The following is an 11,294-nucleotide window of genomic DNA, read 5'->3' as shown; positions in this document are numbered from 1 at the left end:
AAACGCCCGGTTACATTCCGAACCCGGAAGCTAAGCCTTTCAGCGCCGATGGTACTGCAGGGGGGACCCTGTGGGAGAGTAGGACGCCGCCGAACTCCTTTTAAAGCTCCGGCTCTTGGGCACCTGCCCGAGGGCCGGAGCTTTTTTGCGTTGGGGTAAAGTCAGGGAGCATCGTTGGCTCGTTTCCCACAGGAGGCCCCCGGGTGGAGGTCCAGGAGACCCGTGTCCAGACGGACCGGGTCCTCACCATCCCCAACATCCTCAGCATGGCGCGGCTCGTCGGCGTACCGGTGTTCCTGTGGTTGATCCTCAGGCCGGAGTTCGGGGGCCCGAAGAGCGATGGCTGGGCCCTTCTCGTGCTGGCCTTCAGCGGAGTCAGCGACTACCTGGACGGCAAGCTCGCCCGCCGCTGGAACCAGATCAGCAGCCTGGGCCGGCTCCTCGACCCGGCCGCCGACCGGCTCTACGTGCTCTCCACGCTGGTCGGCCTCACCTGGCGGGAGATCCTCCCGCTCTGGCTGACCGCCCTGCTGCTCGCCAGGGAGCTGATGCTCCTGGTGATGGTGGGCGTCCTCCGGCGGCACGGCTATCCGCCGCCCCAGGTCAACTTCCTCGGGAAGGCGGCCACGTTCAACCTCATGTACGCCTTCCCGCTCCTGCTCCTCAGCGACGGAAGTGGTTGGATCGCGTCACTGGCCGCTGTTTTCGGATGGGCGTTCGCCGGGTGGGGTACAACGCTCTACTGGTGGGCAGGAGTGCTCTACGTGGTACAAGTCCGCCGATTGGTCCGCGCGGACGCCATGGCCGATTGAGCTCGGCGATTGTCCTGACGTAACGCCTCGATGGCCCGCGGTGCAAAAGTGCGGGACAATCTGGACGGGTGAAGTCGGCTAGACCGTCGTCTCTCAGAGGAGGACGCTTCCGACATGAAGGCCGTCGTGATGGCCGGAGGCGAAGGCACCCGCCTTCGCCCCATGACCTCAAGCATGCCCAAGCCGCTCCTGCCCGTGGTGAACCGCCCGATCATGGAGCATGTGCTACGGCTGCTCAAAAGGCACGGGCTCACCGAGACCGTCGTCACCGTGCAGTTCCTTGCCTCGCTCGTCAAGAACTACTTCGGTGACGGCGAAGAGCTCGGAATGGAGCTCACATACGCCAATGAGGAGAAGCCACTCGGTACCGCCGGAAGCGTCAAGAACGCCGAAGAGGCATTGAAGGACGATGCCTTCCTCGTCATCTCCGGTGATGCCCTGACCGACTTCGACCTCACGGAGCTGATCAATTTCCACAAGGAGAAGGGCGCGCTCGTCACGGTCTGTCTGACCCGCGTGCCCAATCCCCTGGAATTCGGCATCACCATCGTCGACGAGGAAGGCAAGGTCGAGCGCTTCCTGGAAAAGCCGACCTGGGGACAGGTCTTCTCCGACACCGTCAACACGGGCATCTACGTGATGGAGCCCGAAGTCTTCGACTACGTGGAAGCCGATGTACCGGTCGACTGGTCCGGCGATGTCTTCCCGCAGCTGATGAAGGAGGGCAAGCCGATCTACGGCTTCGTCGCCGAGGGCTACTGGGAGGACGTCGGCACGCACGAGAGCTACGTCAAGGCCCAGGCCGATGTCCTTGAGGGCAAGGTCAACGTCGACATCGACGGATTCGAGATCTCCCCGGGCGTCTGGGTGGCCGAGGGCGCCGAGGTGCACCCCGACGCCGTACTGCGCGGGCCCCTGTACATCGGCGACTACGCCAAGGTCGAGGCCGGCGCGGAGATACGCGAGGACTCCGTCGTCGGCTCGAACGTCGTCGTCAAGAGCGGCGCCTTCCTGCACAAGGCCGTCGTCCACGACAACGTCTACATCGGCCAGCACAGCAATCTGCGCGGCTGCGTCGTCGGCAAGAACACCGACATCATGCGGGCCGCCCGGATCGAGGACGGCGCGGTCATCGGCGACGAGTGCCTGATCGGCGAGGAGTCGATCGTGCAGGGCAACGTGCGGGTCTACCCCTTCAAGACCATCGAGGCCGGCGCCTTCGTCAACACCTCGGTCATCTGGGAGTCCCGGGGGCAGGCGCATCTCTTCGGCGCCCGCGGGGTGTCCGGCATCCTGAACGTGGAGATCACGCCCGAGCTGGCCGTCCGCCTCGCCGGCGCGTACGCGACCACGCTCAAGAAGGGCTCCACGGTCACCACCGCCCGTGACCACTCCCGCGGCGCACGGGCGCTCAAGCGCGCGGTCATCTCCGCGCTTCAGGCGAGCGCGATCGACGTACGCGACCTGGAGAACGTGCCGCTGCCCGTGGCCCGCCAGCAGACCGCGCGCGGCAGCGCCGGCGGCATCATGATCCGGACCACGCCCGGCGTCCCGGACTCCGTCGACATCATGTTCTTCGACGGACAGGGCGCCGACCTGTCCCAGGGCGGGCAGCGGAAGCTGGACCGGGTGTTCGCGCGTCAGGAGTACCGGCGCGCGTTCCCCGGCGAGATCGGCGACCTGTACTTCCCGTCCAGCGTCTTCGACTCGTACACCGGGTCGCTGCTGCGCAACGTCGACACCAGCGGGATCCCCGACTCCGGCATGAAGGTCGTCGTGGACGCCTCCAACGGCAGCGCCGGCCTGGTGCTCCCCAGCCTGCTCGGCAAGCTCGGGGTGGACTCCCTGACCATCAACCCTGGCCTCGACGAGGCCAGGCCCACCGAGACCGCCGAGATGCGACGCAGCGGCCTGGTGCGCCTCGGCGAGATCGTCGCGTCCTCGGGCGCCGCCTTCGGCGTGCGATTCGACCCGGTCGGCGAGCGGCTGTCGCTCGTGGACGAGAAGGGCCGGATCATCGAGGACGACCGGGCGCTGCTGGTGATGCTGGACCTGGTGGCCGCGGAGCGGCGCAGCGGCCGGGTGGCGCTGCCCGTCACCACGACCCGCATCGCCGAGCAGGTGGCCGCCTACCACGGCACCCAGGTCGAGTGGACCACGACGTCGCCGGACGACCTCACTCGTGTGGGTGGCGAGGAGGGCACCATCTTCGGCGGCGACGGCAAGGGCGGGTTCATCATCCCCGAATTCGGCAGTGTGTTCGACGGCACAGCCGCGTTCGTACGGTTGATCGGGCTCGTGGCGCGGACCCAGCTCACCCTGAGCCAGATCGACGCGCGGATCCCGCGGGCGCACGTGCTCAAGCGGGACCTGGCGACGCCGTGGGCGGTCAAGGGCCTGGTGATGCGCCGGGTGGTCGAGGCGGCCGGGGGCCGTTCCGTCGACACCACCGACGGCGTGCGGGTCGTGGAGACCGACGGACGCTGGGTGATGGTGCTGCCCGATCCGGCCGAAGCGGTCACCCATCTGTGGGCCGAGGGCCCGGACGACGCCTCCGCGCAGGCCCTGCTGGACGAGTGGTCGGGCGTCGTGGACAGCGCCGGGCGGTAACCGCCCCGAGACCGCTCCGAGGCCGTTTCAGGGCCGCTCCGAGATCGCTCCAGGGCTCCCCGGCCCCGCGGCGGGCTCGGCGGGGCCCTGGAGCGGCCGCGTGCCGTGCTGGTCAGGGCCCCAAAAGCGCCGCACGTGCGCGTGCCGGACAAGTGTCCGCCAAGGGGGCCTGTCCGGCACGTCGGTGGGGCCGTTCGGAGGCATCCCGCGCGACATGCGACGATGTGCGGCATGCCGCAGCAACCCCCCGTTCGGAGCAGCGCCGCGCGGCCGCGCCGTCCGGACGCCTCCATGTCGTTGATCACCAACGTCATGGACCACAGCCTCGACGACGGGTACGCCGAGGCCGCCGCCCGGAAGAAGTCCTGGGGCGAGGGCGGCCTGCCGAAGACCCTGAGGGCGAAGCTGGGCCTCGCGGGCGGCCTCGTCCTCGCGGCGCTGGTCGTGACCGTAGGGGCGGCACAGGCGCGGGTGGCGGCGCCCGTGGTGGCCAAGGAGCACCAGGAGCTGATCGACCGCATCGACAAGGAGACCGGGGACGCGGACAAGCTCCAGGGCAGCGTCGACAAGCTCCGTGACGACGTCAGCGCGCGCCAGCGGGCGGCGCTGAGGTCGAGCGGCGGCAGTGCCGAGGCGGACCTGGTGGGCATGCTGTCGGGCGCCACCGAGGTGCACGGTCCGGGCGTCAAGCTCGTGGTGAACGACGCCAAGGAGGCCAGCACCGGCGGTGACGGCACCAACCCGCGGGAGACCGCCGGGTTCTCCGACACCGGCCGGGTGCGCGACCGTGATCTTCAGCGCGTGGTCAACGGGCTGTGGGCGTCGGGCGCCGAGGCCGTGTCCGTCAACGGACAGCGGCTGACCGCCCTGTCGGCGATCAGGGCCGCAGGAGACGCGATCCTGGTCGACAACAGGCCGCTCGTGCCGCCGTACACCGTGCTCGCGGTGGGGGACGGGCCCCGGCTGAGCAGTGGTTTCCAGAACGGCGCCGACGGGCTGTATCTGCACGCCCTGGAGCAGAACTACGGCATCCGCGCCACGATCTCCACCGAGCGCGACGTCCGGCTGCCCGCGGCGCCCAGTGTGATCGTACGGACGGCGAAGCCGGACACCGAGAGCACCGACAAGACCGAGAAGAACAAGAAGACGGAGAAGGGCACATCGTGATCGCCGTACTGGGCCTCGTCGTGGGAGTCGTGGCCGGCCTGTTGGTCCGGCCCGAGGTTCCGGCGGTCGTGGAGCCTTATCTGCCGATCGCCGTCGTCGCGGCGCTGGACGCCGTGTTCGGTGGTCTGCGGGCCATGCTGGACGGCATTTTCGACGACAAGGTCTTCGTCGTGTCGTTCCTTTCGAACGTGGTCGTGGCGGCCCTGATCGTGTTCCTGGGCGACAAGCTGGGCGTGGGCGCGCAGCTGTCCACGGGCGTCGTGGTCGTCCTCGGCATCCGCATCTTCTCCAACGCCGCGGCGATCCGACGGCACGTCTTCCGGGCGTGAGACGATGAGCGACCAGCACAACGGCCCCGCGCACGAGGGCCAGGAGAACCACCGCGACGAGCACGACGGTCACGAGCGCGGCGGTCATGGACACCACGGCCCCGCGCACGGCGGCGGGGAGCACGGCGAGCACGCGGGCCGGCCGGCCAACCGGCTGCGCAAGGAGCTGCCGGCCGAGGTGCCCGCTCCGGCGCCCGGGGCCGCGCAGGAGCCCGCACCGCGGCCGGACGACGCGATGACCGGCCGTCAGCGGCTCGTCCAGGGGCTGTGGCCGCCGCGCGTCACCCGGCCCCAACTCATCGTCGCCCTGCTCCTGTTCGGCCTCGGTTTCGGCCTGGCCGTGCAGGTGGCGTCCAACAGCGACACCGACAGCGCGCTGCGCGGCGCGCGTCAGGAAGATCTTGTTCGCATCCTGGATGAACTGGATTCGCGTACTCAGCGTCTTGAGGACGAGAAGCAGGGACTCGAAAAGCAGCGGTCGGAGCTCCAGAGCAGTTCCGACCAGGCCGCGGAGGCGCGCAGGCAGACCGCCGAGAAGGAACGGCAACTCGGCATCCTGGCGGGCACCGTGGCGGCCCAGGGTCCCGGCATCACCATGACGATCGAGGACACGAAGGGGACGGTCCAGTCGGACATGCTGCTCGACACCATCCAGGAGCTGCGCGCGGCCGGCGCGGAGGCGATCCAGGTCAACGGCGTGCGCGTGGTGGCCAACACCTATTTCGCGGATGCGGGCAAGAGCGTGAGCGTGGACGGGAACAAGATCAACGCCCCTTATCGTTTCAAGGTCATCGGCAAACCGCAGGATCTGGAGCCGGCGCTGAACATCCCGGGAGGCGTGGTGCAGACTCTGGAGAAGGAGCAGGCCACCGTCTCCGTCACACAGTCGGGCAAGATCGTCGTGGACGCCTTGCGGCAGGCGAAGCAGCCTGACTACGCTCGGTCGTCCTCCCGGTGAACCGGCGGTGCATGGGGCCGGTCCGGCAGGGGCATGAGGTTGCGGGGGGTCGGCGCACCGACGAGGTGACGCGTGGTGGAAACTGTCTGGTGGGCACGGACGTTGTGAGGGTGTCCGGGTCGGCCGGTGTCGGCAATCAGGGTTCGTCCTGCCCCACGGGCGGGTCTGTTTCGGTCAAGGGGAATCGCCCGTGAAGTTGTTTGCGAAGTGGTTCGGCAAGAGCGCGCGAGAGGGCGGCGAGAACGCGACCGCTCGTCATCGCGCACAGCCTGACGCACAGGGTCAGCGGCCGTTGTTCCGGGATCAGGTGGCTGGTCCGGGTGGTGACATTTCGGGAGGCCAGGGCGCGCCGTCAGTTGACCCTGCCCACTCCGGCGGCATAGGTTTCGGGCAACCGTCAACCTCAAGTACGGGTGGAGACTTTGCTCCCGGCCCGTACGCGTCCAATGTCCCGGCGGGGCAGCCGCGGCAGGAGGATCCGTCCATGTCGGTCCTGGTGTGTACGAGGTGCGGTAACCGCAACGCGGTGAACGCCCGCTTCTGTTCCAACTGCGGTGCGCCGCTGCGTCCCGGAATCTCGCCCGAGCGCGCCTCCGAGACCACCTCCACGATCTCGATCTCCGGCCTTGAGGCCTACGACGCGGAGGCGACCGGGCAGACGCCCATGCCGCTGCTGTCGCCGGAGGCCCAGGCCGCGGTGGACGCGCTGCCGGCGGGCTCGGCCCTGCTGGTGGTGCGCCGTGGCCCGAACTCGGGCAGCCGCTTCCTGCTGGACGGCGACCTGACCACGGCCGGCCGTCACCCGCAGAGCGACATCTTCCTGGACGACGTGACCGTCTCGCGTCGGCACGTGGAGTTCCGCCGCTCGCCGGACGGTTCGTTCACCGTCGCCGACGTGGGCAGCCTGAACGGCACGTACGTCAACCGCGAACCGATCGACCAGGTCGCCCTCCAGAGCGGCGACGAGGTGCAGATCGGCAAGTACCGGCTGGTGTTCTACCCGAGCCGGCAGGTCATCTGACCCGCCTCCGGACACGCTCCGGGGGCAACCCAGGGAAGGTCCATGCTTCAAACACCGAGCGGCGGTGCCGGAAGCGGTACCGCCGCCAGGGACAGTGGGCTGATGAGCATCGGCACGGTGCTGAACCTGCTGCGCGAGGAGTTCCCCGAAGTCACCATCTCCAAGATCCGGTTCCTGGAGGCGGAGGGGCTCATCGAGCCGCAGCGGACCCCCTCGGGGTACCGGAAGTTCAGCGCCGGTGACGTCGAGCGCCTCGGACACGTCCTGAGAATGCAGCGGGACCACTATCTGCCGCTCAAGGTGATCCGCGAGCACCTGGACGCCATGGAGCGGGGTGAGGCCGTCCCGCTGCCCGTGGTCGGGCGCCAACGTGCCGGGGAGGACGCCCCGGAGGTGCAGGAGGGGCCCACGGTGGCCCGGGTCCGCCGCGCGGAGCTGCTGGCGGCCGCGGACATCGGCGACGCCGAGCTGGTGGAGTGGGAGTCGTACGGACTCCTGGTCCCGCTGGCGGACGGGTCGTACGACGCGGAGGCCGTCACCGTGGCCTCGCTCGTGGCCGAACTGGGGCGCTTCGGGATCGAGCCCCGCCACCTGCGGGTGATGAAGGCGGCCGCCGACCGGGAGGCCGGCCTGGTCGACCAGGTGGTGGCCCCGCTCAAGCGCCACCGCAACCCGCAGACCAGAGCGCTCGCCGAGGCCCGTACGAAAGAGCTGGCCGCGCTCACCATGAAGCTGCACGCGGCCCTCGTGAAGACCGCCCTGGGGGTGCGTCTTCCCTGATCCGGCGGTGGTCCGTCGGAGGCCGGATCGGGCAGCTGTTCCCGGCCCGACTACCCAAACATCCCGGGCACGGCCTAGGGTTGCTGTGTGAACGAGCTCGATGTCGTAGGTGTCCGGGTCGAAATGCCCTCCAACCAACCGATCGTGCTCCTGCGCGAAGTGGGGGGCGACCGCTACCTCCCGATCTGGATCGGTCCGGGGGAGGCGACGGCGATCGCCTTCGCCCAGCAGGGCATGGCCCCGGCCAGGCCGCTGACCCACGACCTGTTCAAGGACGTGCTGGAGGCCGTCGGCCAGGAGCTGACCGAGGTACGCATCACCGACCTTCGGGAAGGCGTCTTCTACGCGGAGCTGGTCTTCGCCAGTGGGGTCGAGGTCAGCGCCCGCCCCTCCGACGCCATAGCGCTCGCCCTGCGCACCGGCACGCCGATCTACGGCAGCGACACGGTGCTGGACGACGCGGGGATCGCCATCCCGGACGAGCAGGAGGACGAGGTGGAGAAGTTCCGCGAGTTCCTCGACCAGATCTCGCCCGAGGACTTCGGTACCAGCAACCAGTGAGGGCCGGCGGCCGAGCCGCCGACGAGGCGCTTCGGGTCCGTCCGGAGCCCCCTGCGGAGTCTTCGGCGGCCGGTCACCCGGGCAATTGCCAACGGCGATTGAGAGCGTCCTACGGGTCCCCGCGAGGGCATTCGGCTAGCCTTTCCCCGCGGTGGGACACGGGAAACCACTCCTTGGGTGATTATCACTCGGCGTGCCGAGTGTGGCGATCGTTGACGCACCCCTGGTGACTGCCTACCGTCGAGAAGGCAGGTCAAGGACGGAGGTCGGCGTGAGAACCAGCGGCGACGGTACGGCTGGGGGTGCTCCCGTGCGCGGTTTCGGGGAGAGCGGTCCGTACCCGGTTCACAGCAGCGCGGTGGATCACGCTCCGCAGCGGCCGACGGCGGTGCCGGGCGGCGAAGGGGCGGCGTCCATGACGTCCGAGGAGATCGGCTACCGGGGGCCCACGGCCTGCGCGGCGGCCGGCATCACGTACCGCCAGCTCGACTACTGGGCGCGCACGGGCCTGGTCGAGCCGAGCGTGCGGCCCGCGTACGGATCGGGCACCCAGCGGCTCTACAGCTTCCGGGACGTCGTCGTCCTGAAGATCGTCAAGCGCTTCCTGGACACCGGGGTCTCGCTGCAGAACATCCGGTCGGCCGTGCAGCACCTTCGGGAGCGCGGCTTCCGCGACCTGGAGCGCATGACGCTCATGAGCGACGGCGCGACGGTGTACGAGTGCACCTCGCCGGACGAGGTCCACGCCCTGCTCCAGGGCGGCCAGGGAATCTTCGGGATCGCGGTCGGCGTGGTGTGGCGGGACGTGGAGAATGCCCTGTCCCAGCTGCACGGCGAGCGCATCGACACGGGCGAGACCCTGGTCGGTCACAACCCGGCGGACGAACTGGCGCGACGCCGCAACCGGGCGGTCTGAAACCCTGGTGAACCGGTCCTGACGTGCTGTCCTGACGCGGCGGGCGGCCGGACGCCGTCACGTTGTCAGTGCCGTGGTGCAGGATCGGACATGTGAGGAACGCGCCCACGATCCTGCATCTCGACATGGATGCCTTCTACGCCTCGGTGGAGCAGGCGTCCAAGCCGAGCCTGCGCGGAAAGGCGGTCGTGGTGGGCGGGCTCGGGCCGCGCGGGGTGGTGGCCACGGCGTCGTACGAGGCGCGGGCCTTCGGGGTGCACTCCGCGATGCCCATGGCCCAGGCACGGCGGCTGGCGCCCCACGCCGCGTACCTGGTGCCGCGCTTCAGCCTGTACCGGGCGGTCAGCGAGCAGGTGATGGCGCTGCTGCGGGAGCTGTCCCCGCTGGTGGAGCCGTTGAGCCTGGACGAGGCCTTCGTGGACCTGGCGGCCTCGGGCACCGCGTCGGACGCGGAATCGGCGCGACGGACCGGGGCGCGGCTGCGCGAGGACATCCGTGCCGTCACGGGGCTCACCGGATCGGTGGGGCTCGCCGCGTCCAAGATGCTCGCGAAGATCGCCTCCGAGCGGGCCAAGCCGGACGGCCTGGTGCTCATCGAGCCGGGGACCGAGCGGGCGCTGCTCGGGCCGCTGTCGGTGCGGACCCTGCCGGGGGTGGGCCCGGCCACGGGGGACCATCTGCGGCGGGCCGGGATAACGACCGTCGAGGAGCTGGCCGAGGCCGGCGAGGACGAACTCGTACGACTGGTCGGCAAGGCGCACGGACACGCGTTGTACGCCATGGCGCTCGCGCGGGACGAGCGGCCCGTGGTGGCCGAACGGGAGACCAAGTCGGTGTCGGTCGAGGACACGTACGACGTGGACATCCACGACCGGCTGCGGATCGGACTCGAAGTACGGCGGCTCGCGGACCGCTGTGTGCGGCGGCTGCGCGAGGCGGGACTGTCCGGGCGGACGATCGTCCTGAAGGTGCGGCGGTACGACTTCTCGACGCTGACCCGCTCCGAGACGCTGCGGGGGCCCACGGACGATCCGGCGGTCGTGCGGGAGGCGGCCGAGCGTTTGCTGGAGTCCGTGGACACGACGGGTGGGGTCCGGCTGCTCGGCGTCGGCGTCACCGGGCTCGCCGACTACACCCAGGAAGACCTCTTCGCCCAGGCGGCGAGGCCCTCGCCGACGGAATCGGTCTCGGAGGACCAGCCGCCCGAGCCGACTGCTCCGTCCCCCGCCGCCGTGCTCCCGCACTGGCGCGCGGGGCAGGACGTGCTGCATGCCGAGTTCGGCCACGGGTGGGTCCAGGGCAGCGGGGTGGGCCGGGTGACGGTGCGCTTCGAGACCCCCCAGTCCCCTCCGGGACGCATCCGAACCTTCATGGTCACCGACCCCGCCCTCCGGCCGACGGACCCCCTGCCCCTGGTTTCCATGGCCCCGGTCACGGAGGATCGACCGGAATGCCGTGCGGTGGGCCGGTAGGGCTACGTCTCCTCGGAGCCGGCCAGTTTGCCGAAGTCGCGGTCCGGGGCCGGGCCGGGGGTCATGTCGAGGCCGTAGTGGTGGTAGAGCTGGAGTTCCTGTTCGGGGGAGAGGTGGCGGCCCACGCCGAAGTCGGGGGCGTCCTTGATCAGGGAGCGGTCGAAGGGGACCTGGAGGGTGCCCTCGACGAGTTCGCTGGGCTCCAGCGGGACGAAGGCGTCGCGGGAGAAGAGCCCGGTGCGTATGGCCGCCCATTCGGGGACGCCCGTGGCGTCGTCCAGGTACACCTCGTCGATCGTGCCGATCTTGGTGCCATTGCGGTCGAACGCCTTGCGGCCGATCAGGTTGCGCGGATCGATGTCGGTCTGCACGGCCCCTCTCCCTCCAATTGGTCGCAACTCATCCGTAAGCACTACGAAAGAGCACATTCACTGCGGCGGCCACTTGAGAATCCGGCCGTTGACCTCGCTGGTAGGCTGAATGCGGCTGCTGACCCCGTGCGGGAGAGTCCTCCGACCCACCTCGGAGGCGCCGAAGGAGCAAATCCTCCCCGGAATCTCTCAGGCCCACGTACCGCACGGACGAGGTCACTCTGGAAAGCAGGGCGGGTGTCGACGGCTTCCGCTCTCACCGACGGTGAAAGCCGGCGTCCCGACGGGCGCCTGGTG

General features: G+C 69.6%; 9 protein-coding genes, 1 rRNA gene, 2 pseudogenes and 1 riboswitch. Of the genes and pseudogenes, 11 read left to right on the top strand and 1 reads right to left on the bottom strand.

Annotated features, from left to right (window positions below):
- The 11 genes and pseudogenes from rrf to ACWDD7_RS23735 all read left to right on the top strand — a co-directional run.
- Nucleotides 1-95 (top strand): 5S ribosomal RNA (rrf, locus tag ACWDD7_RS23785); the annotation flags it as partial.
- Between the two features lie 108 nt (nucleotides 96-203).
- Entirely contained in the window at nucleotides 204-812 is a 609-nt protein-coding gene (locus ACWDD7_RS23780; RefSeq protein ID WP_351880107.1) for a CDP-alcohol phosphatidyltransferase family protein, read from the top strand.
- Between the two features lie 114 nt (nucleotides 813-926).
- On the top strand, nucleotides 927-3,422 hold the full coding sequence (locus ACWDD7_RS23775; RefSeq protein ID WP_351880110.1) for a mannose-1-phosphate guanyltransferase: 2,496 nt from the start codon (nucleotides 927-929) through the stop codon (nucleotides 3,420-3,422).
- A gap of 231 nt (nucleotides 3,423-3,653) precedes the next feature.
- Nucleotides 3,654-4,589, top strand: a complete 936-nt coding sequence (locus ACWDD7_RS23770; RefSeq protein WP_392218489.1) for a DUF881 domain-containing protein — start codon at nucleotides 3,654-3,656, stop codon at nucleotides 4,587-4,589.
- Nucleotides 4,586-4,918: a small basic family protein gene (locus tag ACWDD7_RS23765; RefSeq protein WP_003988855.1), complete on the top strand. Its 333-nt coding sequence runs from the start codon at nucleotides 4,586-4,588 to the stop codon at nucleotides 4,916-4,918. Before ACWDD7_RS23770 ends, ACWDD7_RS23765 begins: the two co-directional genes overlap by 4 nt.
- Nucleotides 4,919-4,922: 4 nt before the next feature.
- A complete protein-coding gene (locus ACWDD7_RS23760) occupies nucleotides 4,923-5,876 on the top strand; it encodes a DUF881 domain-containing protein (RefSeq protein ID WP_450458823.1) in 954 nt (317 codons plus the stop codon).
- Between the two features lie 190 nt (nucleotides 5,877-6,066).
- Nucleotides 6,067-6,897 (top strand): FHA domain-containing protein, encoded by an 831-nt coding sequence (locus ACWDD7_RS23755; RefSeq protein ID WP_450458822.1) that lies wholly within the window; start codon nucleotides 6,067-6,069, stop codon nucleotides 6,895-6,897.
- Between the two features lie 42 nt (nucleotides 6,898-6,939).
- Nucleotides 6,940-7,677 (top strand): transcriptional regulator FtsR, encoded by a 738-nt coding sequence (gene ftsR / locus ACWDD7_RS23750; RefSeq protein WP_351880121.1) that lies wholly within the window; start codon nucleotides 6,940-6,942, stop codon nucleotides 7,675-7,677.
- A gap of 87 nt (nucleotides 7,678-7,764) precedes the next feature.
- A complete protein-coding gene (locus ACWDD7_RS23745) occupies nucleotides 7,765-8,238 on the top strand; it encodes a bifunctional nuclease family protein (protein WP_004934251.1) in 474 nt (157 codons plus the stop codon).
- Between the two features lie 271 nt (nucleotides 8,239-8,509).
- Nucleotides 8,510-9,154 (top strand): MerR family transcriptional regulator, encoded by a 645-nt coding sequence (locus tag ACWDD7_RS23740; RefSeq protein ID WP_392218492.1) that lies wholly within the window; start codon nucleotides 8,510-8,512, stop codon nucleotides 9,152-9,154.
- Between the two features lie 92 nt (nucleotides 9,155-9,246).
- Nucleotides 9,247-10,704 (top strand): annotated as a pseudogene (locus ACWDD7_RS23735) (DNA polymerase IV).
- A 134-nt stretch (nucleotides 10,705-10,838) separates the two neighbouring features.
- Here ACWDD7_RS23735 and ACWDD7_RS23730 read toward each other — a convergent pair.
- Nucleotides 10,839-11,054 (bottom strand): annotated as a pseudogene (locus ACWDD7_RS23730) (PRC-barrel domain-containing protein); the annotation flags it as partial.
- Nucleotides 11,055-11,116: 62 nt separating this feature from the next.
- Nucleotides 11,117-11,212, top strand: a riboswitch (glycine riboswitch).
- Nucleotides 11,213-11,294: the final 82 nt, after the last annotated feature.

This window comes from Streptomyces sp. NPDC001056 (genome assembly GCF_053598955.1).
Note: the sequence above shows the minus strand (reverse complement) of the source record. Positions and strands in the feature narration are given on the sequence as shown.

Excerpts from the sequence above, each read along its gene's own strand:
- ACWDD7_RS23775 (WP_351880110.1), top strand. The coding sequence starts at position 927 with ATGAAGGCCGTCGTGATGGCCGGAGGCGAAGGCACCCGCCTTCGCCCC.
- ACWDD7_RS23770 (WP_392218489.1), top strand. The coding sequence starts at position 3,654 with ATGCCGCAGCAACCCCCCGTTCGGAGCAGCGCCGCGCGGCCGCGCCGT.
- ACWDD7_RS23760 (WP_450458823.1), top strand. The coding sequence starts at position 4,923 with ATGAGCGACCAGCACAACGGCCCCGCGCACGAGGGCCAGGAGAACCAC.
- ftsR (WP_351880121.1), top strand. The coding sequence starts at position 6,940 with ATGCTTCAAACACCGAGCGGCGGTGCCGGAAGCGGTACCGCCGCCAGG.